20 protein-coding genes are annotated in these 23,302 nt (G+C 70.8%); 5 read left to right on the forward strand and 15 right to left on the reverse strand.

The genetic code is table 11. The features are described 5' to 3' along the window. Nucleotides 1–204: 204 nt before the first annotated feature. The 3 genes from ACZ6TB_RS38775 to ACZ6TB_RS38785 are packed head-to-tail and all read right to left on the reverse strand — an operon-like array spanning nucleotide 205 to nucleotide 3,043. Entirely contained in the window at nucleotides 205–849 is a 645-nt protein-coding gene (locus ACZ6TB_RS38775; protein ID WP_465563548.1) for a DJ-1/PfpI family protein, read from the reverse strand. Between the two features lie 13 nt (nucleotides 850–862). Then, a complete protein-coding gene (locus ACZ6TB_RS38780; RefSeq protein ID WP_465563551.1) occupies nucleotides 863–1,774 on the reverse strand; it encodes a GlxA family transcriptional regulator in 912 nt (303 codons plus the stop codon). Nucleotides 1,775–1,828: 54 nt separating this feature from the next. Next, entirely contained in the window at nucleotides 1,829–3,043 is a 1,215-nt protein-coding gene (locus ACZ6TB_RS38785; protein WP_465563554.1) for an NADP-dependent isocitrate dehydrogenase, read from the reverse strand. Between the two features lie 150 nt (nucleotides 3,044–3,193). Here ACZ6TB_RS38785 and ACZ6TB_RS38790 point away from each other — a divergent pair, with 150 nt between their 5' ends. After that, nucleotides 3,194–3,997: an MBL fold metallo-hydrolase gene (locus ACZ6TB_RS38790; RefSeq protein ID WP_465563557.1), complete on the forward strand. Its 804-nt coding sequence runs from the start codon at nucleotides 3,194–3,196 to the stop codon at nucleotides 3,995–3,997. A 563-nt stretch (nucleotides 3,998–4,560) separates the two neighbouring features. Here the strand turns inward: ACZ6TB_RS38790 and ACZ6TB_RS38795 are convergent. The 11 genes from ACZ6TB_RS38795 to ACZ6TB_RS38845 form a co-directional block, all read right to left on the reverse strand. After that, nucleotides 4,561–5,208 carry a hypothetical protein gene (locus ACZ6TB_RS38795; protein ID WP_465563559.1) on the reverse strand — a complete coding sequence of 216 codons (648 nt, stop codon included), beginning with the start codon at nucleotides 5,206–5,208 and terminating at the stop codon, nucleotides 4,561–4,563. Next, the gene (locus tag ACZ6TB_RS38800; RefSeq protein ID WP_465563562.1) at nucleotides 5,205–6,161 is read right to left on the reverse strand and encodes a hypothetical protein; all 957 of its coding nucleotides are present in this window, start codon (nucleotides 6,159–6,161) and stop codon (nucleotides 5,205–5,207) included. The genes ACZ6TB_RS38795 and ACZ6TB_RS38800 overlap by 4 nt, the downstream gene beginning before the upstream one ends. 60 nt (nucleotides 6,162–6,221) lie before the next feature. Then, complete coding sequence (gene mdh / locus ACZ6TB_RS38805; RefSeq protein ID WP_465563564.1) at nucleotides 6,222–7,172, reverse strand: malate dehydrogenase; 951 nt, start codon at nucleotides 7,170–7,172, stop codon at nucleotides 6,222–6,224. 77 nt (nucleotides 7,173–7,249) lie between these two features. Then, complete coding sequence (locus ACZ6TB_RS38810) at nucleotides 7,250–8,119, reverse strand: bifunctional methylenetetrahydrofolate dehydrogenase/methenyltetrahydrofolate cyclohydrolase (protein ID WP_465563567.1); 870 nt, start codon at nucleotides 8,117–8,119, stop codon at nucleotides 7,250–7,252. A gap of 4 nt (nucleotides 8,120–8,123) precedes the next feature. After that, nucleotides 8,124–8,717: a pentapeptide repeat-containing protein gene (locus ACZ6TB_RS38815; RefSeq protein WP_465563570.1), complete on the reverse strand. Its 594-nt coding sequence runs from the start codon at nucleotides 8,715–8,717 to the stop codon at nucleotides 8,124–8,126. Next, nucleotides 8,717–10,279 (reverse strand): bifunctional phosphoribosylaminoimidazolecarboxamide formyltransferase/IMP cyclohydrolase, encoded by a 1,563-nt coding sequence (gene purH, locus ACZ6TB_RS38820; protein WP_465563573.1) that lies wholly within the window; start codon nucleotides 10,277–10,279, stop codon nucleotides 8,717–8,719. Before purH ends, ACZ6TB_RS38815 begins: the two co-directional genes overlap by 1 nt. Further along, nucleotides 10,276–10,893, reverse strand: coding sequence for a phosphoribosylglycinamide formyltransferase (gene purN, locus ACZ6TB_RS38825; protein ID WP_465563575.1), 618 nt, complete (start codon nucleotides 10,891–10,893; stop codon nucleotides 10,276–10,278). Before purN ends, purH begins: the two co-directional genes overlap by 4 nt. A 50-nt stretch (nucleotides 10,894–10,943) precedes the next feature. Continuing rightward, entirely contained in the window at nucleotides 10,944–12,353 is a 1,410-nt protein-coding gene (locus tag ACZ6TB_RS38830; protein ID WP_465563577.1) for a cell division protein PerM, read from the reverse strand. A 113-nt stretch (nucleotides 12,354–12,466) separates the two neighbouring features. Next, nucleotides 12,467–13,348: a succinate--CoA ligase subunit alpha gene (gene sucD / locus ACZ6TB_RS38835; RefSeq protein WP_465563580.1), complete on the reverse strand. Its 882-nt coding sequence runs from the start codon at nucleotides 13,346–13,348 to the stop codon at nucleotides 12,467–12,469. 4 nt (nucleotides 13,349–13,352) lie between these two features. Beyond that, nucleotides 13,353–14,531, reverse strand: a complete 1,179-nt coding sequence (gene sucC, locus ACZ6TB_RS38840; RefSeq protein WP_465563582.1) for an ADP-forming succinate--CoA ligase subunit beta — start codon at nucleotides 14,529–14,531, stop codon at nucleotides 13,353–13,355. 465 nt (nucleotides 14,532–14,996) lie between these two features. Continuing rightward, a complete protein-coding gene (locus ACZ6TB_RS38845; RefSeq protein ID WP_465563584.1) occupies nucleotides 14,997–15,401 on the reverse strand; it encodes a cobalamin B12-binding domain-containing protein in 405 nt (134 codons plus the stop codon). A 395-nt stretch (nucleotides 15,402–15,796) separates the two neighbouring features. On the opposite strand from ACZ6TB_RS38845, the gene ACZ6TB_RS38850 reads away from it, so the two are divergent. Continuing rightward, complete coding sequence (locus tag ACZ6TB_RS38850) at nucleotides 15,797–16,537, forward strand: M23 family metallopeptidase (RefSeq protein WP_465563586.1); 741 nt, start codon at nucleotides 15,797–15,799, stop codon at nucleotides 16,535–16,537. 116 nt (nucleotides 16,538–16,653) lie between these two features. Then, a complete protein-coding gene (locus ACZ6TB_RS38855) occupies nucleotides 16,654–17,661 on the forward strand; it encodes a M23 family metallopeptidase (protein ID WP_465563588.1) in 1,008 nt (335 codons plus the stop codon). On the opposite strand, the gene pcrA is transcribed toward ACZ6TB_RS38855, so the two are convergent. After that, on the reverse strand, nucleotides 17,658–20,024 hold the full coding sequence (gene pcrA / locus ACZ6TB_RS38860) for a DNA helicase PcrA (RefSeq protein WP_465563834.1): 2,367 nt from the start codon (nucleotides 20,022–20,024) through the stop codon (nucleotides 17,658–17,660). The two genes, ACZ6TB_RS38855 and pcrA, sit on opposite strands and share 4 nt — an antisense overlap. Nucleotides 20,025–20,186: 162 nt before the next feature. On the opposite strand from pcrA, the gene ACZ6TB_RS38865 reads away from it, so the two are divergent. Then, nucleotides 20,187–21,389 carry a hypothetical protein gene (locus tag ACZ6TB_RS38865; protein ID WP_465563591.1) on the forward strand — a complete coding sequence of 401 codons (1,203 nt, stop codon included), beginning with the start codon at nucleotides 20,187–20,189 and terminating at the stop codon, nucleotides 21,387–21,389. 72 nt (nucleotides 21,390–21,461) lie between these two features. Next, nucleotides 21,462–23,297: a bifunctional metallophosphatase/5'-nucleotidase gene (locus ACZ6TB_RS38870; protein WP_465563593.1), complete on the forward strand. Its 1,836-nt coding sequence runs from the start codon at nucleotides 21,462–21,464 to the stop codon at nucleotides 23,295–23,297. Nucleotides 23,298–23,302 lie beyond the last annotated feature (5 nt).

Here is a 23,302-nt window from a genome sequence, read left to right on the forward strand (position 1 = left end):
CCCCGAAATTAGGGGCGGGGGGCCCGGGACAAGGCCCCCCGCAGGGGAAGGGACTGGTCGCGTCAATCCCCGAGAGAACCGTGCCGGCGCCCGGGACAAGGCGGCCGTGCAACGGCGGGCGAACTCTCGGCGTCGGCGACCGTCATCCGTTTCGCAGTGAAAAACGAACCCTGTACCCACTGGTTACGGAAATAAACCTGCGTTTTACGACATAGTGGGGAGCTGCACGATCGTGTCGCGGTTCGCGCGCAGGTAGGCCACGATCTCGGCCGGGGCCGTCGCCGGGGAACCCGCCCCGAACGGGGGCTGCGGGTCGTACTCGATGCCCAGCTGGACGGCCATCGCGGCCTCGGGGGCGGTCATCCGGGCCAGCAGCGAGAGGGCCATGTCGATGCCCGCGGAGACGCCGGCGGCGGTGACGTACTTGCCGTCGAAGACCACGCGCTCGGCGACGGGCTCGGCGCCGTAGCCGGGCAGCCGGTCGAGGGCGATCCAGTGCGACGTGGCCCGGCGGCCCTCGAGGAGCCCGGCCACGCCCAGCACCAGCGAGCCCACGCAGACCGACGTGGTCCACGTCGAGGTGGCGTCGGCGGCCCGCAGCCACTCGTGGATCGGGCCGGGCGTCAGGGGCGGCGCGTAGCCGCCGGGCACCAGCACGATGTCGGCGGGCGGGGCCTCGTCGAGGGTGGCGTCGGCGACGAGCGAGAGGTGGCCGGTGTCGGCGCGGACCGGGCCGGCCCGCTCCCCGACGAACAGCACCTCGGCGCCGGGGAAGCGGCTGAGCACCTCGTAGGGGCCGATCGCGTCGAGGGCGGTCATCCGGTCGTACAGGAGAATGTTGATCTGCATGGTTCGGCTCCCTCTAGAAACGGCGGCGGTACTCGGCCGGTGACACGCCGAGGGCTTGCAGGAAGGCCCGGCGCATGGCCTCGGGAGTGCCGTAGCCGGCCCGGCGGGACACCTCGGCCACCCCGGCGGCGGTGTCCTCCAGGAGGCGCCTGGCGGTCTCCAGGCGTACGCGATCGACGTAGCGGCCGGGCGGCAGACCGATCTCCGCGGTGAAGGCCCGGGTGAACTGCCGCGGCGACAGGTTGGCGGCGGCCGCGAGCGTGGGAACCGAGAGGTCGGCCTCGGGATGGTCGGCGATCAGGCGCTGCACCTCGCGCAACGGCTCGCGGTCGGCGACCTGGCCGGCGAGCTGGGCGCTGAACTGGCTCTGCCCGCCCGGCCGGCGCAGGAACATGACCAGCCCGCGGGCGATCGCGAGGGCGACGTCGCGGCCGCGGTCCTCCTCGACGAGGGCGAGCGCGAGGTCGATGCCGGTGGTGACGCCGGCCGAGGTGGAGACGCGTCCGTCCCGTACGAAAATCGGTTCGGGGTCGATGTTGATCTTGGGGTGGCGGGCGCGCAGGGAATCGCAGTATTGCCAGTGAGTGGTGGCCTTGCGGTCGTCGAGGAGGCCGGCGTCGGCCAGCAGGAACGCGCCGGTGCAGACCGACATGATCCGCCGGCTCCGGTTGCCGCGGAGCCACCCGATGATCTCCGGCTGCGGCTCGCGGGTGCCCTCGCCGCCCGGCACGACCAGCGTGTCCGATTTTTCTGACAAATCGCCATCTGGCGTTATTCGCAGGCCGCTCGACGTGCGAACGGTCTTGCCACCGACGCTGGCCGTGGTCACCCGGTAGCCGCCGGCGAGGGTGAACACCTCGAGCGGGCCGGTCACGTCGAGGCTCTGCACCCCGTCGAACAGCAGGATCTGCACGTGGTGGGCCATGAAGCAATCGTTGCGGCCGCCCTACGGCGACCGCAACGACGTACTTCCCACCTTTTAGGCCAGCTTGCGGGCCAGGTTCTCGTCCAGCGCGTTCATGAACTCGTCGGTGGTCAGCCACGGGGCGTCGCGCGAGATCAGCAGCGCGAGGTCCTTGGTCATCTGGCCGGCCTCGACGGTCTCGACGCATACCTTCTCGAGCGTCTGGGCGAACTCGCTGACCGCCGCGTTGTCGTCGAGCAGGCCGCGGTGCTTGAGGCCACCGGTCCACGCGAAGATCGAGGCGATCGGGTTGGTCGAGGTCTTCTCGCCCTTCTGCCACTGCCGGTAGTGCCGGGTGACCGTGCCGTGCGCGGCCTCGGCCTCGACGGTCTTGCCGTCCGGCGTCATCAGCACGCTCGTCATCAGGCCGAGCGAGCCGAAGCCCTGGGCCACGGTGTCCGACTGCACGTCACCGTCGTAGTTCTTGCAGGCCCAGACGTAGCCGCCCTCCCACTTGAGCGCGGCCGCGACCATGTCGTCGATGAGCCGGTGCTCGTAGGTGAGGCCCGCTTCTGCGAAGTCGGCGGCGAACTCGGACTCGAAGATCTCGGCGAACAAATCTTTGAAGCGGCCGTCGTACGCCTTGAGAATCGTGTTCTTGGTGGAGAGGTACACCGGGTAGTTGCGAGCCAGGCCGTACCGGAACGAGGCCCGCGCGAAGTCGCGGATCGACTCGTCGAAGTTGTACATGCCCATGCCGATGCCGCCGGCCGGGAAGTCGGCCACGTGGAACTCGATCGGCTCCGAGCCGTCCTCCGGCGTGAAGGTCATCGTGAACTTGCCGGCCTTGGGGGCCACGAAGTCGGTCGCCTTGTACTGGTCGCCGTGGGCGTGACGGCCGATGATGATCGGCTTGGTCCAGCCCGGCACGAGCCGCGGCACGTTCGACATGATGATCGGCTCGCGGAAGACGACGCCGCCGAGGATGTTGCGGATCGTCCCGTTCGGGGAGCGCCACATCTTCTTGAGGCCGAACTCCTCGACGCGTGCCTCGTCCGGCGTGATCGTGGCGCACTTGACGCCGACGCCGTGCCGCTTGATGGCGTTGGCCGCGTCGATCGTCACCTGGTCGTCGGTCTCGTCGCGGTGCTGGATCGACAGGTCGTAGTACTCGAGGGGGACATCGAGGTAGGGCAGGATCAGCTGCTCCCGGATCTGCTTCCAGATGATCCGGGTCATCTCGTCGCCGTCGAGCTCCACGACCGGGTTTGTGACCTTGATTTTCGCCATCGGCCGGCGCTCCTCTCCCGAAAACCATTCTTAGCAGTACGAGCGTACTGCCCGCGGTGTGAAGATCGTCTACCGCCCCCGACCTGGAGTTATCCACAGGTTCGCAAACGGGCACGCGGGATCTCTCCCCGACGCGGCACAATCCCCTCCATGCCGCTGACACACACGATCGGCCAGCTGACGATCACCGCGCTGGAGGATGCCGCGGGCCCGTTCTTCCTCCCGCGGGCCGAGGCGTTCCCCGAGGCCACGGCGGAGCAGTGGGCAGCGGCCGACGCGGCCGACCCGGCCGCCGTGACCGCCGAGGGCGAGTGGTGGCTGCGGTTCCGGAGCTACGCGATCCGGCACGGCGACGGCCCGGTCACGCTGGTCGACGCCGGCATCGGCCCGGCCGGCTCGCTGGCGTCCGACTGGGCCCCCGTCCCCGGCCACCTGCCCGCCGAGCTGGCGGCGGCCGGCATCGACCCCGCCGACGTCGCCGAGATCGTCCTGACCCACCTGCACAACGATCACATGGGCTGGGCCGTGCCCCGCGATTCCCCGTTCACCCGGGCGCGCGTGGTGGTGCAGCAGGCCGACGTGGATGCGTATCGGGCCAACCGCGACCAGGCCGGCCAGTTCGACCTGCTGATCGAGCCGCTGCTGGCCCAGGGCCGCCTCCAGGTGCTGGCCGGCGACCACCCCCTGTCCCCCGGCGTCCGCATCGTGGCCACCCCCGGCCACACGCCCGGCCACCAGTCGGTCCTGGCCGAGGAGGGCGACGAGAGCGTCCTGATCGCCGGCGACCTGGCCGTCCACATGATCCAGCTGCTGCACCCGGAGTTGGCCTACGCCAGCGACATGGATCCGGAGCGGGCCCGAGCCACCCGCCGCCGAGTGGTCCGGGAGGTGATCGATCGAGGTTCTGCGTTGGCCGTCTCACACCTTGGGGTGCCGTTCCGCAAGCTTCCCTGACCGCCGCCTCACGCCTCACGCCGCCTCACGCCGCTGCTCCCGCCGCGTCACGCCGCCTCCCGCCGCCTCCCGCCGCGTCACGCCGCCTCCCGCCGCGTCACGCCGCCTCCCGCCGCGTCACGCCGCTGCTCCCGCCGCGTCTCGCCGCCTCACGCCGCTGCTCCCGCCGCGCGAGCCAACCTGGCGCGGGCTAACGCAGGCGCAGCCTGAAGCGGCGCGATGCCTCCCCATGCTGGTCGGCGCGACCTCGCGCAGGCGCGACCTGACCTGGCGCAATGCAGCGCGATCTCACGCGGCCGGCCACAGCCTCACGCGGCCCGGCGCCGCCCGACGCGGCCTCACCCCCGGCCCGACGCGGCACACCGCCGCCCGACGCGGCCTCACCCCCGACCCGACGCGGCCACACCGCCGCCCGACGCGGCCACACCGCCGCCCGACGCGGCCTCACCCCCGGCCCGACGCGGCCCAACGCGGCCCGGCACGGCGCGGCGTCACCCGGCCCGGCACAGCGCGGCGTCACCCGGCCTGGCACAGCGCGGCGTCACCCGGCCCGGCAGCGCGGGTTACTCGGCCAGGCCGGCGTCGCGCAGTTCGCGCAGGTGGGACAGGCGCTCGGCGAAACGCTTGCTGCGCTTCGGGGCGATCGCCACCAAGCTGTCCAGCCGGCTGTCCAAGACTCGCTGGAGGGCTATCCCGGCGTAGGCGGGGAACTCGCTGCGGTCGGCGGCCAGCGCCCGGGAGCGGTGGATCAGGAACTGCGTCTCGGGATCTCGGCGGATCAGGTGGCCGGGAACGCCCAGGAACTCGGCGTCCTGGAAGTCGGCCTCGGTTATGTCCAGGGCCCAGTCGGTCTTGCTGTCGTAGGCGTCCTTGGCCGCGCGCATCACCGGCTTCAGGTCGTCGGCGACCATCGGGCTGACGTCGCGCTCGCAGATGGGGCCGATGCGGCCTCGCAGGGTCACGTGGCGGAACGTGCAACCCCACAGCCAGAGGTTGGCGGTGGCCAGGTGCTCGATCTCGACGTCCTCGAAGCGGATGTGCTGGGCCGACGCGTGCTTCACCGTGCAGCGGACGGCGCGCACGTCGCGTACCGCCATCGGGAAACCGGGATCGTCCACGTTGAGCAGGTGCGACCGCAGGATCTCGCATCTGTTCAGCGCGAGGTCGCCGAAGACCCGGCCGCCGCCGATGACCTTGACGTTCTCGATCACAGGTCGATGGCCTGCCACGCGTGCCCGGCCGGCCACGCCTGGCCGGACCGGAAGCTCTGGAGGAAGAGCACTGCCTCGTCCGGGTCGGTGGTTTCGGCCCGCACGTGACCGGAAGCGTCCCGGTGCTCGAGGGCGTAGACGCCGGCCGCCGCGCCCGCCTTCGGGCCGTATCCGACCTGGGCGTACACACCGTCGGACCGCTCCAGCACGGCGAAGAAGCGCTCCTCGTCGAGCCGGTGCACCACCCGCGCGAGCTGCTCCGGAGCGGGGTCGACCACCGGGTCCAGCGACAGCGCGGCGCGGACCTTGAGCCGGTACGTGTAGGCGGGCGCCTCCCGGGTGGTGGTCGCGGCGGAACGCCCGGCCAGCGACTCGATCCGGGCGATGCCGGCGGCGTACGCGTCCCGGTCCCGCACCTCGATCGGATAGGCCGTCTCGACCACCCGCAACGCCTCCTCCGGGTCGTCGAGAACCAGCAAGCCGGCCGCCACGATCATCGGCAGCGGGCCGATCCAGCCGTTGTGCGGCTGCGTGCGGATCTCCGCTCGCTGCGCCGCCACCAGATCGGCCACGGAGGTGCGCCGATCCAGGTACGACACCAGCGGATCGAGCAGATATCGCGAAACCTCCAGCCCGGCCAGTTCCTCGGCCGAGCCGAACGCGAGCCACGGCGGATCGACGGCCAGCGTGTCCAGCAGCCCCATGTCGACGATGTCGGATTTGCGGAGCGGGGCCCCGGTCAGCGCGGCCACCTCTCGGGCCATGGCCGGGAAGGCGACCGACGCCCGCAACGACAGCCGCGCACCGCCCTGGCGGATCAGGTCGAGGTGCAGGCGCTGGCGACCGTCGGCGATCTTCCGGCCGTAGGTGACCCCGGCGCGGCGAAAACCCCGCTCGGCCAGCACCGCGTCCCACTGGTCGGCGGCCACGTCGCGAAGCCACTGCGTACTCATCGGGGCACTTTAAACAGAAAAGGCCGGGCGCACGCGCCCGGCCTTTTCCGAAGAGATCGCTCAGAGGTTCGCGACGTCCGCTTGCTTGGCGCGGACGGCCTCGGCCGCCTCCTTGAGACCGGCGATCTCGGAGTCGGTGAGCTTGTCCTCGACGACCTGCTTGATGCCCTCACGGCCGATCTTGGCCTCGACGCCGAGGTAGACGCCGGAGATGCCGTACTCGCCGTCGACCCAGGCGCACACCGGCAGGGTCTCGCCGGAGTCCTCGATGACCGCCTTCGCCATGCGGGCCGCGGCGGCCGACGGGGCGTAGTAGGCCGAGCCGGTCTTGAGCAGGGCCACGACCTCGGCGCCGCCGTTGCGGGTGCGCACGACGAGCTCCTCGATCTTCTCGGCCGGGAGCAGGTCGGACAGCGGCTTGCCGTCGACCGTGCAGCGCGACGGGACCGGCACCATGGTGTCGCCGTGCGAGCCGAGCGTGAGCGCCTTGACGCTCTTCACCGGCACCGCGAGGGTCTCGGCGATCGAGTTGGTGAAGCGCGCGGTGTCGAGCACGCCGGCCTGGCCGAAGACCCGGTTCTTGGGGAACTGGGTGGCGAGCTGGGCCAGCGCGGTCATCTCGTCGACCGGGTTCGAGACCACGATGACGACGGCGTTCGGCGCGTACTTCGCGATGTTCTCCGCCACCTGACGGACGATCTTGGCGTTGACCTCGAGCAGGTCCATCCGGCTCATGCCCGGCTTGCGCGGCAGGCCGGCGGTGACGACCACGACGTCCGAGCCCTCGATGGCCTCGTAGCCCTCGCCGTTCGGGCCGGTGGTGGCGCCGACGATCTTGGTCTCGAAGCCCTCGATCGGCCGGGACTGGTTCATGTCGAGCGCGAGACCGGCCGGCTTGCCGTCGATGATGTCGGTGAGCACCACGGTGTCGAAGATGTCGTACTCGGCCAGACGCTGTGCGGTCGTGGAGCCGTAGAAACCGGCGCCTACGACGGTTACCTTCTTGCCCATAGCTCTTCCACTCCCAGTGGTGACGATTTTTCGCCGACCGTATCAGTCGTGTAACGGGGCATTTCCCGCCGGTCGGCCTAACGCGAGCTAAGCCACTCCGCGCGCTCGACCACGTTGGTGAGCAACATGGCCCGGGTCATCGGGCCGATGCCGCCGGGCACCGGGACCACGGCGCCGGCCACCTCGCGTACGCCGGGATCGACGTCGCCGGTGTAGCGGCCCTTGCCGTCCTCGCCCACCACCCGGGTGATGCCGACATCGACGACGGTCGCGCCGGCCTTGACCATGTCGGCCTTGATCAGCCCGGGCACGCCGACGGCGGCCACCACGATGTCGGCGCGGCGGGTGTGCGCGGCCAGGTCGAGGGTGCCGGTGTGGCAGAGGGTCACGGTCGCGTTCTCGGTGCGGCGGGTGAGCAGCAGGCCGAGCGGGCGGCCCACGGTGGTGCCGCGGCCGACCACGGCGACCTCGGCGCCCTTCAGCGGTACGTCGTTGAGCCGCAGCAGATGCACGATGCCGCGCGGGGTGCAGGGCAGCGGCCCGTCGAAGCCGAGCACGAGCCGCCCGAGGTTGACCGGGTGCAGCCCGTCGGCGTCCTTGCCGGGGTCGATCAGCTCGAGGATCCGGCCGGTGTCCAGGTGCTTCGGCAGCGGCAACTGGACGATGTAGCCGTGGCAGGCGTCGTCCTGGTTGAGCTCGGCCACGACCGCCTCGACGTGCTCCTGGGAGGCGTCGGCCGGCAGGTCACGGCGGATCGACGCGATCCCGACCTCGGCGCAGTCGCGGTGCTTGCCCTCCACGTACGCCCGGGAGCCCGGGTCGTCGCCGACCAGGACCGTGCCGAGCCCGGGCACGACGCCCCGCTCGGCGAGCGCCTTCACCCGCGCCCGCAGGTCGTCCTTGACCGCCGCCGCGGCCGCCTTGCCGTCCAGAATCCGTGCAGTCACTCTCTCACCCCGAAACGATGGCACCGTATGCACGCGCAAAGGCTCCCGCCTGCGCCAGGTCGATCTTCGCGCCGGTCAGGTCGACCCCGCGCAACTCCACCCCGTCGAGGTCGGCGCCGCGCAGGTCGGCGCCCTTGAACACGGCGTCCTTGAGCCGCGCGTTCGACAGGTCGGCATTGCGCAGGTCGGCCCGGGTCAGGTCGGCGCCCATCAGGTCGGCCTCCCGCAACCGTAGGCCGCCGAGCTTGGCCGCGGTCAGGTTCTGCCCACGCAGCGACACGAAACCCCAGTCACCGCCGTCGACGGTCAGCGGCCGCAGCCCGCAGTCGAGGAACTGGGCGCCGGTCAGCTTGCAGCCGGTCAGCGTCGCGTCGAAGAAGTTGCAGCGCTCGAGCGTCGACTGGATGATCGCGACCCGGTCGAGCGTGGCCGCGTTGAACCGGACGTTGCCGAACGTGCAGTGGCTGAAGACGCAGCCGGTGAGCGTGGCCTCCGACCAGTCGACGTCGTGGAACGCGCAATCCTCGTACCGGACGCCGACCACCTCCTCGAGCGCCCAGTCGGCGCCCGAGAAGGTCTGGTTCTGGATGAGGTCCATCAGCCGTGGTAGAAGTGCCGGGTTCCGGTCAGGTAGACGGTCACGCCGGCCTTCGCGGCCGCCTCGATCACCAGGTTGTCGCGGATCGAGCCGCCCGGCTGCACGACCGCCTTGATGCCGGCCGCGATCAGCACCTCGAGGCCGTCCGGGAACGGGAAGAACGCGTCGGACGCCGCCACGCTGCCCTTGACCCGGTCGGCGCCGGCCCGGTCGACCGCGAGCTTCGCCGCATCGACCCGGTTGACCTGCCCCATCCCGACGCCGACCGTCGCGCCGTCCCGGGCCAGCAGGATCGCGTTGCTCTTCACGCTGCGGATCGCCCGCCACGCGAACGCCAGGTCGGCCAGTTCCTCGGCCGTGGCGGCCGTGCCGGTCGCGAGCTCCCAGTTGGCCGGGTCGTCGCCGGGCGCGTCGATCCGGTCGGCCATCTGCACCAGCATGCCGCCACCGACCTGCTTGACCTCGGCCGGCGCCGGGTTCCAGGCCGGCGCGACCAGCACGCGCAGCTTCTTCTTGGCACGGAAGATCTCGAGAGCGGCCTCGGCGTAGGCCGGCGCGACGATCACCTCGGTGAAGATGCCGTCGAGCTGCTTGGCCATCGCCTCGGTGACCTCGCGGTTGACGGCGATGACCCCGCCGAACGCCGACACCGGGTCGCAGTCGTTGGCCTTGCGGTGCGCCTCGGCGACGTCGGCGCCGACCGCGATGCCGCAGGGGTTCGCGTGCTTGATGATCGCCACGCACGGCTCGCTGAAGTCGTTCGCGCTGCGCCAGGCGGCGTCCGCGTCGACGTAGTTGTTGAACGAGAGCTCGCCGCCGTGCACCAGCTCGGCCTGCGCGAGCCCGGCCGGCGCGTTCGGGTCCACGTAGAGCGCGGCCTGCTGGTGCGGGTTCTCCCCGTAGCGCAGCGTGCTCTCCCGCTTGAGCGCGAGCCCGGCGAACTCCGGCCACTCGGCCGGGTCCAGGGTGGTCGCGCACCAGTTGGCGACGGCCACGTCGTACTCCGCGATGTCCGCGAAGGCCTTCGCCGCCAGGTGCTTGCGCTGGGCGAGCGTGAAGCCGCCCTCTTGAAGAGCATTCATGATCAGCCCGTACGCCGAGACGGTCGTGACCACGGCGACGGAGGGATGATTCTTGGCGGCCGCCCGCACCATGGCCGGCCCGCCGATGTCGATCTGCTCGACGCACTCGTCGACGCTCGCGCCCGACGCCACCGTCCGGGTGAACGGGTAGAGGTTGCTGACCAGCAGGTCGAACGGCTCGATCTCGAGCTCGGCGAGCTGCGAAGCGTGGGTGTCGAGGCGCAGGTCGGCGAGCAGGCCGGCGTGCACGCGTGGGTGCAGCGTCTTGACCCGGCCGTCGAGGCACTCGGGGAAGCCGGTCAGCTCCTCGACCCGGGTCACCGGCACGCCGGCGGCCTCGATCGTGGACGCGGTCGAGCCGGTCGAGACGATCTGGACCTCGGCGCCGTGCAGCGCCTGGGCGAGCTCGACGAGGCCGGTCTTGTCGTACACGCTGAGCAGGGCCCGCTTGATCTTCCTGCGACCCTCGTCGGAGCTCACGGAATTCGTACCTTCCTGTTCTCGATGGTCCAGCCCTCGCGCACCAGGCGGCCGACGTAGTCGACCAGCTGGGCGCGCTCGGCCACCTTGATGCGCTCGGTGAGCGTCTCCTCCGTGTCGTCGTCGAGCACGGGGACGGCCACCTGGGCGATGATCGGGCCGGTGTCGACGCCGGCGTCCACGAAGAAGAGCGTGGCGCCGGCGACCTTCACGCCGTACGCCAGCGCGTCCCGCGGGCCGTGGATGCCCGGGAAGGACGGCAGCAGCGCGTTGTGGGTGTTGATGTAGCGGTCGCCGAACGCGGCGAGGAACGCCGGGCCGACGAGCTTGAGGAAGCCGGCCGAGACGACCAGGTCGGGCTTGGCCTCCGCGACGTGGGCGGCGAGGGCCGCGTCCCAGTCGTCGCGCGTCTCGTAGGCCTTCACCGAGTCGACGAACGTGGGCACGCCGGCGGCGGCCGCGCGGTCGAGGCCGGCGATGCCGGCCCGGTCGGCGCCGACGGCGACGACCTGAGCGCCGTAGGCGGGGTCGGCGGCGGCGTCGAGAAGGGCCTGCAGGTTGCTGCCCGATCCGGAGACGAGGACGACCAGGCGGGCGGGCGCGGGGTCGGTCACCCCCGAACCCTATCGCCGCGGCCGCACGCTCACGATTTCGGGCTCAGCCCTCAGGACTTGGGGCGCGGACCGAACGTGCGGGCCGCGAACGCGCCGATCGCGGCCGCGATGGCGACCACGACCGTCGCGATCAGGCCGACCTGCCACGGGTCGGGGCCGATCGTGGCGAGCCGGCCGTCGCCGAGCGGGCCGCCGGAGGCCCGGCACAGCACCGCCAGCACCAGGCCGGCGGCCGGGCCGGCGAGCAGCCCGGAGCCGAGCACCAGCGGCCAGGGCGGGTCGGCGTCACTCGCGCGGTTGACCCGCAGCGTCATCAGCCAGCCGGCCGCGAGCCCGGCCACCACCGGGATCGCCAGCAGCAGCGCGCCCTCGGCGCCCATCGGGCCGTTCGGCAGGCCGGCCAGCAGCGGCAGGGTGGGCAGCGGACCGGCGGTCACCTCGGTGAGCCGGATCGCCGAGCCGGTGCCGAGCGCGAAGCCGGGCCCGAGCAGGTAGGCCGCCGCCCAGACGGCGGCGTTCGCCCCGTACGCGAGGCTCAGCAGGGTGATGCCCGCCTGGCCGGCCACGCCGGTGCGATAGGCCGAGATGGTGTCCGCCGCCTGTCCGCCGCCGACCGCCACCGACAGCCCGGTGATCGCGGCGCCGGCCGCCAGGATGAACAGCGCGGCCATCAGGCCGGTGCGCAGGCCGTGCCGCAGCGCGCGCGGGGTGCGGCGGGCCAGGGCGCTGAGCGCGTCGGTGCCGCGGAGCGAGCCGGCCAGCGCGCCGATCAGGCCCAGCACGAAGAAGTTGATCGCGGCCCGGGCCGGCGTGACCTCGGTGCCCTTGCCGTCGACGGCGAGCGCGGCCACCGACCCGAGCAGCGAATAGACGAGCGCTATCCCGAAACCCACGAGCAGGGCATCGCCCGTACGGCCGGAGCGCCGCGCGCCGATCGCGCGGGTGACATGGAGTCCGGCCCGGTTGAGCCGCCAGATGACCAGGAAGGTGAGCAGCAGCGGAGGCAGGCCGAGCGGGCCGATCGAGGTGCCGATCGGCACGCCGTGGCCGAGCAGCCAGCCGGCCAGGCCCGCGTGTGCGGCGCCACCGAGACCACCCTGGCCTTCGAGGGTGCGTGCGAGGCCGATGACGGCGGCAACCGGGAGGTACGAGAGGACGGCCGCCCAGAGCGTGGCGAAGGTGACCGCGATCGGCATCGGCGCGCGACGGCCGCGCGGGGGCGGGCGGCGCTGGCCGGGGACCTTGACCGTGGGGCGCTCGCCGAGGACCTTGTCGTCGACCATGACCGTCGGCCGGTCCTCGACCTGGACGGCCTCGGTCTTTCGCTCCACCGGCTCGGTTCGTCGCTCCACCGGCTGGGTTGGGCGGTCGAGCGGGACCGTCTCCCGGGCGTCCAGGGCCGCCTCGGCGACCGCGAACGGGTCGTCCGAGCCGTCGGGACGGTCGGGTGGGGTCGGCATCGCCGCCTACTTTTCCACGAGGGAGGGCTCGCGGCGACGCAGATACGACGGCGCGCCGCCATTCGGGTCGGTCCGACCCTCGTGGCGGCGCGTCGCTGACAGCCTGGCCAAACTCAGCTCATGACCTCTCGCATGAGCCGCGCGGTCTCGCTCGGCGTCTTGCCGACCTTGACGCCCACGGCCTCGAGCGCCGCCTGCTTGGCGTCGGCGGTGCCGGCCGAGCCGGAGATGATCGCGCCGGCGTGGCCCATGGTCTTGCCGGGCGGGGCGGTGAAGCCGGCGATGTAGCCGACCACCGGCTTGGTCACGTTGGCCTTGATGAACTCGGCCGCTCGCTCCTCGGCGTCGCCACCGATCTCACCGATCATGACGATCGCGTCGGTGTCCGGGTCGTCCTGGAACGCCTTGAGCGCGTCGATGTGGGTGGTGCCGATGATCGGGTCGCCGCCGATGCCGACACAGGTCGAGAAGCCGATGTCGCGCAGCTCGTACATCATCTGGTAGGTCAGCGTGCCGCTCTTGCTGACCAGGCCGATGCGGCCGGCCGGCGTGATGTCGGCCGGGATGATGCCGGCGTTCGACGCGCCCGGCGAGGCGATGCCCGGGCAGTTCGGGCCGATGATCCGGGTCTTCTGCCCGCGGTCGAGGTTGAGCGCCCAGAACGCGGCCGAGTCCTGCACCGGCACGCCCTCGGTGATCACCACGGCGAGCGGGATCTCGGCCTCGATGGCCTCGACGACCGCGGCCTTGGTGAACGCCGGCGGGACGAAGATGACCGACACGTCGGCGCCGGTCTCCTTCATGGCCTCGGCGACAGTCGCGTACACCGGCAGCGTGGTGCCGTCGAAGTCGACGGTGGTGCCGGCCTTGCGCGGGTTCACGCCGCCGACCACGTTCGTGCCCGCGGCGAGCATCCGCTTGGTGTGCTTGGAGCCCTCGGAGCCGGTGATGCCCTGGACGATGACCTTGGAGTCCTTGGTGAGCCAGATAGCCATTACGTCACTTCCCCGCAGCCGCGAGCTCGGCGGCGCGCTCGGCCGCTCCGTCCATCGTGTCCACCCGCTGGACCAGCGGGTTGTTCGCGCCGTCGAGGATGGCGCGACCCTCCTCGGCGTTGTTGCCGTCGAGGCGTACGACCAGCGGCTTGGTGACGCTCTCGCCGCGCTCGGTCAGCAGGGCGAGGGCCTGGATGATGCCGTTCGCCACCGCGTCGCAGGCGGTGATGCCGCCGAAGACGTTCACGAAGACCGACTTGACCGCCGGGTCGCCGAGCACGATCTCCAGACCGTTCGCCATGACCTGGGCGCTCGCGCCGCCGCCGATGTCGAGGAAGTTGGCCGGCTTGACGCCGCCGTGCCGCTCGCCCGCGTAGGCCACCACGTCGAGCGTGGACATGACCAGGCCGGCCCCGTTGCCGATGATGCCGACCTCGCCGTCCAGCTTCACGTAGTTGAGGTTCTTGGCCTTGGCCGCCTGCTCCAGCGGGTCCACCGCCGACTGGTCGACCAGCGCCTCGTGGTCGGGGTGCCGGAACGACGCGTTCTCGTCCAGCGTGATCTTGGCGTCGAGCAGGAGCACCCGGCCGTCGCCGACCTTGGCCAGCGGGTTGACCTCGACCAGCGTGGCGTCCTCGGCCACGAAGGCCTGCCACAGCTTCACCGCGATGTCGACGATCTGCTCGGCGACCTCGGCCGGGTACTGAGCGGCGGCGACGATCTCGCGGGCCTTGGCCTCGTCCACGCCCTTGCTGGCGTCGATGGCGATCTTGGCTACTCGATCGGGCTGCTCCTCGGCGACCGTCTCGATCTCCATGCCGCCGGCGACGCTGGCGATGCAGAGGAACGTGCGGTTGGCGCGGTCGAGCAGGTAGGAGAAGTAGTACTCCTCCTTGATGTCGGCCGTCTCGGCCAGCATCACCTTGTGGACCGTGTGGCCCTTGATGTCCATGCCCAGAATGTCGGTGGCGCGGGCCTCGGCCTCGTCGGCGCCGTCGGCCAGCTTCACGCCGCCGGCCTTGCCGCGACCGCCGACCTTCACCTGCGCCTTGACGACGACCTTGCCACCCAGGCGCTCCGCGATCGCGCGGGCTTCCTGCGGGGTCTCGGCGACACCGCCGCCCAGCACGGGCAGCCCGTGCCGTTCGAACAGGTCACGCCCCTGATACTCGAACAGGTCCACGTGTCTCCTTTCGCTCGCGACGCCAAGCGCCGGCAAGCCGCACCGTTGCGTCCCGACCTGTGTGCGCGGCGGCTTCTGGCGTCGCCGGCGTGAAGAATGTCCGGCCCGAGGGGCCTTCATCCGCAGACTAGCGACCTTTCGGAGCGCGCCGTAGCGGCGGGTGCGCGGTGTGCAAGACGGCACACCACCAGCCCCACGGGCTACGCCCGGCTCTGCTTACCCCGGAGCGCCTCCGGGCCTCTCCCGCCACTCGGTGGGGGCGCCGGGACGGGTGGTCGAAAAAGTCGGACGGCAGCGCGTAACCGGGCCCGTAGGGCGTCGTTGAGAGTGGTGTCGGAACGCTACGGCGAGCTGATGCGGAACGGCCGATGCCCTGTCGGTCGAGGGGTGGCGGCGGGGCATCGTGCATAGAGAGGCCGGACGTGTGAGGGGTGCGTCCGGCCTCTCCCCTTGCCTCTTACCCGGTCATGACACGGGCGTCGTCACATTGGCGCGTACCCATTCGATGATGGATGCGGTAGTGGCCCCCGGTGTGAAAATTTTCGCAACGCCGAGCGACTCCAATTCGGCAATGTCGTCGGCCGGAATGATGCCGCCGCCGAATACCACGATGTCGGTTGCGTCACGCTCCGCCAGCAGCTCGATCACGCGGCGAAACAATGTCATGTGCGCACCGGACAGAACGGACAAACCGATCGCGTCGGCGTCCTCCTGAATGGCCGTACCGACGATCTGCTCCGGCGTCTGGTGCAGGCCGGTGTACACCACCTCCATACCCGCGTCACGCAGCGCGCGGGCCACCACCTTGGCGCCGCGGTCGTGCCCGTCCAGCCCAGGCTTGGCCACGACCACCCTGATGCGTGCCTGCATACCGACCCTCCGTGTCCGGCGAACCCCGTTGTCCTGAACGAACGGTAACCCGACACGCCCGGGGCGGGTAGTCGGCTCCCGGTAACTGTGATCACCTGGAGTGACCGGAAATGTATTCAGAGTGACTTGACTTTGCGTTTCCGTGCCAATCACAGAGAGTGCGCAACGAACGCACCCGGGAAAGGTAACGAATTCGGACATTAGCTCCGCAAAACGGACCCGGAACTGTCAGCGAATTGGCGCTTCGACTTGTGACACGGCAGCCGTTTCGTTACCGTGGCTCCCGGCTGTCATCCGGTTAACGCCGATCCGACAGCACGGACGACCACCGCGTACCTCGGAAATATGAGGTCCCGGCCGAGTCCGAAAGTATTGCCATCGACGGAGGGTTGTTCGTGCGCCAGCGCTTGTCGTCTGAGCCCGACCGGTATCGCGGCCGACGCCGTGTACCCACCCCTCCCCGTAGCCGTTATGCGGTCGTCACCACCGCCGCCTTCCTGGGCGCCGGAGTCGTGGCCCTCGGCGCCGGCAGCAGCTTCCCCGACCACAAGGCCGTCAGCCCCGACGTGTTGCAGGGCCTTCAGGCCGCGCACGGCGCCGACGACGCTCTCGCGGCTCGCGCCGACGACAGCAAGGCTTCTCGTGGCGAGGACCGCGGCGCGGTCAACAAGACCAAGGTCAGCGCCGACCAGGAGTCGGCCGACGTCTGGCTGCTCCCGATGGACGAGTACTCGTTCACGTCGCCCTACGGGGTCCGCTGGGGCAAGCTGCACGCCGGCATCGACCTGGCCGCCCCCGAGGGGATGCCCTACAAGGCGGTGCACTCGGGCGTGGTGACCCAGGCCGGCTACAACGGCGGCTACGGCAACGCGATCACCATCAAGAACGCGGACGGCACCGAGGTCATCTACGCCCACTCCCGGCGCGTGCTGGTAAAGGTCGGGCAGCAGGTCAAGGCCGGCCAGACGATCGGCGAGGTCGGCAACACGGGCGCCTCCTACGGCACCCACCTGCACCTCGAGATCCACGTCGGCGGTCAGCCCACCGACCCCATCCCGTTCCTCCGCGACCGCGGCGTGGACATCAAGCTCCAGGTCGAGTCGGTGTACGCGGGCATGGCCGCCGCCGCTTCCTGATCCACCCCGCCCGACCGGTTGCAGTTCGGGTGCATCTTCCCTGACGCTCAGCCGCCCTCCGGGTCGCGCCGACGAGACATATGTCGGTCCGATCATTCGCCGGAGGGAATCGCCGCGTGCCGCACCAGCCCGCCGGCCGTCATCGTCACCACCGCCGCCCGCAGCACCGCGCCCCACGCGCCGGCCTGATTGCGGCCCTGCCGACCCACGGCGAGCGCCGCCGCACCGTGGCCCTGACCGCGACGATGGGCGCCGCCTTGATAACCGGCATCGCCGGCGGCACCACAGCGGCCGCCACCACCAAGCACGCCGCAACCGCCCCGCCCGCCTCAGCCTTCGTCACCTCCGGCGTGCAGCTCGGCATCGCGACCAATCCCGAGATAACGGATAAATCCGGCAGCGGAGGAGCGGCCAGCGGGAGCGCGGCCGGCAACGACGGTGAGGCCGGAGACAGTGGCGCGGCCCGCAACAGCGGCGCGGCCAGAGATGGCGGCGCGGCCAGAGATAGCGGCGCGGCGGGCAACAGCGGCGCGGCCGGAGATAGTGGCGCGGCCAGAGATAGTGGCGCGGCGGGCAACCGCGGTGCGGCCGGCGGCAACAGCGCGGCCAGGAGCGACAGCGCGGGCGGCACCGACGATGAGTGGGCGCCCCCGGTGGGAGCGCCGATCAAGGCGTCGGGCATTCAGCAAAAGGCGCGCCCGAAAGCCCAACCCCCGACCGCCGCCGCGTGGGTCAACCCCAACCCCGCCGCGCGCGTCACCTCCTGCTTCGGGCCCCGCTGGGGACACGTGCACGAAGGCGTCGACTTGGCCGCGCCCGACGGGACGCCCATCGTGGCCGCCGGCGGCGGCGTTGTGGTGCGGGCCGGGGTGGCCGAGGGCTACGGCAATGCCGTTCTGATCGACCACGGCGACGGCTTTCTCACGCACTACGGGCACCTCGCCGTGATCACCGTGGCCGTCGGGCAGCACGTCGCCGCCGGCGAGCAGATCGGCAACGAAGGCTCGACCGGGCATTCCACCGGGCCGCACCTGCACTTCGAGGTGCACCAGGGCTTCTACCAGAACCCGATCGAGCCCACCCGCTGGATGCGGGAGCACGGCGTCGACATACCGGGCTGCTAGATCTTCTCGATCGGGGCGTGCCGCAGGATCAGCCACATCACCTGGTCGCCGAAGTCGACCTGGGCCCGCGCCCCGGGGCCCTGGCCCTCGACCGCCGTCACCCGGCCCAGCCCGTAGCGCTGATGGTTGACCCGGTCGCCGACCGCGACCTTCGGCGTCTGGGGCAGCTCGCTGGCGGTCGCGAGCTTGCTGGCATCGATGCCGAGCCGGCTCGCCAACTGCTGTGCTTTCGGCGTACCACCGGAAAAGCCCCCGCCGCGTGCGCGGTCTCCCCCACCGCGACCACCCACGCCGCCGCCCGTCCCCGACCATGAGGTGTACGAACCGGCCGTGCGCTCCCAGCGGATCAGCTCGGGCGGCAGCTCGTCGGTGAAGCGGGACGGCGGGTTGTACTGCGGCTGGCCCCACGCGCCGCGCGTGACCGCCCGGGAGAGGTAGAGCCGCTGGCGCGCGCGGGTGATGCCGACGTAGGCCAGCCGGCGCTCCTCTTCGAGCTCGGTGTTGTCGCCGAGCGCGCGCATGTGCGGGAAGACGCCGTCCTCGAGTCCGGTCAGGAACACCACCGGGAACTCGAGGCCCTTGGCCGTGTGCAACGTCATCAGCGTGACCACGCCCTGGTGGTCGGGATCGTCGTCGGGCAGTTGGTCGGCGTCGGCCACCAGCGCGACCTGCTCGAGGAATCCGGCCAACGTGGCAGCTTGCTCCGCACCCTCCTCGGCCTGGGCCTCGACTCGCTCGGTGTACTCCCGGGCGACGCTCACCAGCTCCTGAAGGTTTTCCACCCGGCCCTGGTCCTGCGGGTCGATGCTCTCCTCCAGCTCGCTGAGCAGGCCCGACCGCTGGAGAACCGCCTCGAGCACCTCTTCCGGCGGCGCCGTACGGGCCATCTCGCGCAGGTCGTCGAGCATCTGCACGAAATCGGCGATCGCGTTGGCCGAGCGGGCGGCGATGCCGGGCGCGTCCTTCGCGTGGCGCAGCGCCTGGCCGAACGACATGCGGTCGCGTGCGGACAGCGCCTCGACGCACGCCTCGGCCCGCTCGCCGATGCCGCGTTTCGGGGTGTTGAGGACGCGGCGGATGCTCACCGTGTCGTCGTCGTTGACCACCGCGCGCAGGTAGCCCAGCGCGTCGCGCACCTCCTTGCGCTCGTAGAAGCGCACCCCGCCGACCACCTTGTAGGGCAGGCCGACCCGGATGAACACCTCCTCGAACACCCGGGACTGGGCGTTGGTGCGGTAGAAGACGGCCACGTCGCCGGGGCGGATGTCCTCCCGGTCGTGCAGCCGGTCGATCTCGCGGGCCACCCAGTCGGCCTCGGCGTGCTCGGTGTCGGCGACGTAGCCCACAATCTGCTCGCCCGCGCCCTGGTCGCTCCAGAGCCGCTTGGGCTTGCGCGACGGGTTTCGCTCGATCACCGCGTTGGCGGCGGAGAGGATCGTCTGGGTGGATCGATAGTTCTGCTCGAGGAGGATCGTGCGCGCGTCGGGGTAGTCGCGCTCGAACTCCAGGATGTTGCGGATCGTGGCGCCGCGGAACGCGTAGATCGACTGGTCGGCGTCGCCCACCACGCACAGCTCCCCGGGCGGCAGGTCGCCACCGGGTGCACCCACCAGTTCCCTGACCAGCGTGTACTGCGCGTGGTTGGTGTCCTGGTATTCGTCGACGAGCACGTGCCGGAACCGGCGGCGGTAGGCCTCGGCGACGTGCGGGTGCGACTGGAACAGGTGCACCGTGGCCATGATGATGTCGTCGAAATCGAGGGCGTGCGCCTCCCGCAGGCGGCGCTGATACATCTCGTACGCCTCCGCGAGCGCTCTTTCGTTCGGACCCTTCGCGTCGTTCTTGAAGTCGTCGGGCTCGACCAGCTCGTTCTTCAGGTTGGACACCTGGGCCGCGAGGCCGCGCGCCGTGTAGCGCTTCGGGTCGAGGTCGAGCTCGCGGATCACCAACTGCATGAGCCGGCGCGAGTCGTCGGCGTCGTAGATCGAGAACGTGCTCTTGAGGCCCGCGTGATCGTGCTCGGCCCGCAGGATGCGCACGCACGCCGAGTGGAACGTCGACACCCACATCAGCCGGGCGCGGTTGCCGACCAGGTGGGCGACCCGCTCCTTCATCTCGCCGGCGGCCTTGTTGGTGAACGTGATCGCGATGATCTGGCCGGGATGCACGTTGCGCTCGGCCAGCAGGTAGGCGATGCGGTGGGTCAGCACCCGCGTCTTGCCCGAGCCCGCGCCCGCGACGATCAGCAGCGGCGAACCGGCGTGGGTCACCGCGTCGCGCTGGGGGCCGTTCAGGCCCGTGAGCAGCGACTCCGGGTCGAGCCGTCGTTTCTTCGGCGCCTCACCCTCCCGCACGGCGGGCATGGCGAAGGGCAGGCTGGGCTGGGGTTCAGAGGAAGCTCGCATCGCGGGGGCAAGTCTAGGCCCACCCCCCGACAAGAAATCCGCCGCCGAACGAGGGGGGGTGCGTCGGCGGCGACGGTTTGTTTGAATCAGCGCACGGCCGGTCCGGCCCGAGGAGGCGCGGTGCGGGACTTCACGGGGGTGCACGACCGGGCCCGGCATGTCGGCGGCGCGATCCTGGCCGTGGTCCTGGCCATCTCGATCTCGATCGTGTTCACCGATCCGGATGATCCGGCGCGGGTGGTCCCGGCCGGCGCGGCCACGCCCGGCCCGAAGCCCAAGGACCCCGTGCGCCAACTGCTGACCGGGCAGGCGAAGGCGCTCAACCGCGGCGATCTCGCCGGGTGGCTCGCGCCGGTCGACCCCACCCTGCGCGAGAAATACCAAAACCTCTTCCGTACGCTGCGCGCGCTGCACGCCACGGTGGACTATCGCGTGACGAAGGGCCAGGTCGAGCTCGCCTACTGCTTCGTCCGGCCGCAGTGCCCGGCGGACAGCCCGCGCATCGCCCAGCGGTTGACGGTCAAGCCGCGCGGCCGGTCCTATGTGATCACCGCTCTGATCGAGGCGGCCACGCCCACCGGCCTCCAACCGACGCCGTGGGAGCAGGGCGATCTCGTCTTCGCCCAGGGCAGACGGGTCACCGTCGGCGCACCCCCGGCCCTGCGCGGCCGGCTCAAGGAGGTCGTCGCGATCGCCGATCAGGCCGCCGCGGTCGACGATCGATTTGCCGCTCTGGCCGGCAACCGTCAGACGCGCTACCGGCTCTTTCTCGCCACCGACAAGACCTGGCGGATCTGGTACGGCGGGAAGGCGACCCAGTGGGCGGTCGGTTACATGCAGCCGCTCGGCCCGGCCGGCGCCGACGTGGTGATCAAGCCGTCCCGCCTGACGTCCCGGAGCGCGCTGCGCGAGGTGATCCAGCACGAGCTCGGCCACGTCGCCACGATCAGCGGCGTCACCACCAAGCACGAGGACATGTGGCTGGTCGAGGGCGTCGCCGAGTACATCGGCATGCAGCCGCGAAGGGCCTCCGACACGTACAACCGAAATGCCCTGCGCCGCACCACCCGGATCGCCACCGCGCCGTTGCGCGACGGGGCCGGCGAGAAGGAGGTGGCCGCGTTCTACGCCGAGGGGCATTTCGCGGTGGACTGCCTGGTCAACCACTTCGGAGAAGCAAGAGCGATGGAGTTCGTACGCCTCCGGCTCCGGCTCGGGAACTCGCTGGAGAACGCCTCGAGGAGCGTCTTCGGCCGGCCGTACACCGATGTCAACAGGACGTGCGTCGATTGGATCAGCAATCTAGTTGTCACCCGGAGGTAGTAGCGCTCACCTGCGTGGATGGATCAGGCTGTTTCGACGTTGGTTGAAAATCTATCGGGAGACCCAATACCCATGGACATCCGCCGAGTGCTGCGTCATCTGGCCGCACCCGCTCTTGCCCTGGCCGTCGTGACCACCCTTCCGTCGGCCCGGCAGACCACCACGACCACCCCACCGGCCGAGTTCAAGCCGGTCAGCGTCTCGTTCGGCACGAAGCCCGCCACCACGGTGAAGGGCCAGTTCCTCAGCTACAACGACTTCCACGGCGCCATCGACCCGCCCAGCGGCAGCGGCGCCGTCGTGAACGCCTCCGGCACGAGCACCCCGGCCGGCGGCGTCGAATACCTCGCGACCTACCTCAAGAAGCTGCGCGCCGAGGCCAAGGCCGAGGGCCGGTCGACCCTCACCGTCGGCGCCGGCGACCTGATCGGCGCCTCGCCGCTGGTCAGCGCCGCCTTCCACGACGAGCCGACGATCGAGCTGATGAACCAGATCGGACTCCAGGTCAGCTCCGTGGGCAACCACGAGTTCGACGAGGGTGTCGACGAGCTCATCCGCATGCAGCGCGGCGGCTGCCACCCGGTCGACGGCTGCCAGGACGGCGACCCGTTCTACGGCGCCAAGTTCACCTACCTGGCCGCCAACACGATCAACAACAAGACCGGGCTGCCGATCCTCCCGCCGATCTCGATCAAGCTCGTGGGCGGCGTGCCGGTCGGCTTCATCGGCATGACGCTCGAGGGCACGGCCGGCATCGTGAACCCGGCCGGCATCAAGAACGTGCACTTCGCCGACGAGGTCGAGACCGCCAACAAGTGGAGCAACCTGCTCAAGCTGTTCGGCGTGAAGGCCCAGGTGCTGCTGCTGCACGAGGGCGGCGCGCAGGGCTCGGCCAGCCCGACGCCGGGCGTGTCCGACTGCTTCAACTTCGCGGGCCCGGTCGTCGACATCGTCAAGGGTCTCAACCCCGAGATCGGCCTGGTCGTCTCCGGCCACACGCACCGGTTCTACTCGTGCTCGCTGCCCAACAAGTCGGGCACCTCGGTGGTCACCAGCGCCGGCACCAACGGCCAGCTGATCACCGACACCGACTACACGCTGGACAAGCGGACCGGCCGGTTCGCCGAGATCACCGCGAAGAACGTGATCGTGGAGAACGGGGTCTCGGACGGCGCCGGCGGCTGGAAGAAGGACGCGGCGGGCGTCTACCTGAAGAACCCGGACACCGTCGACCCCGCCGCCAAGAAGGTCGCCGACAAGTACCGGACGGCGGTCGCCCCGATCGCCAACAAGATCGTCGGCAAGATCACGAAGGACATCACGCGTACGAACACGGCAGCCGGCGAATCTCCGCTCGGTGACGTGATCGCGGACGCCCAGCTGGCCCGCACGACCGGCAGCGGCGCCCAGCTCGCGCTGATGAACCCGGGCGGCATCCGCGCCGACTTCGACGCCGAGGCGTCCGCGGGCGGCGAGGCGGTCGGCGAGGTGACGTACGGCGAGGCGTTCACCGTCCAGCCGTTCAACAACCTCGTGGTCACCCAGACGCTGACCGGCGCGCAGATCAAGGACGCGCTCGAGCAGCAGTTCGCCGGCTACAAGGGACAGACGACGACCAAGATCCTGCAGGTCTCGGCCGGCGTCACGTACACGTGGAGTGCTTCGGCTCCGCTCGGCTCGAAGATCACCAACCTGGCCCTGAACGGGACGGCGATCGACCCGGCCGCCAACTACCAGGTCACGACCAACGACTTCCTCGCCAACGGTGGCGACGGCTTCACGGTCCTGACCGGCGGCACCGGGCGCACCACGGCTCCGGGCTTCGATGTCGACGCTCTGGTCGCGTACCTCGGCGCCGGCGCTCCGGTCGCACCCGGGCCGGCCGACCGCATCAGCACCATCGCCTGACCCTT

It is taken from the genome of Actinoplanes sp. NPDC051537, assembly GCF_055586105.1.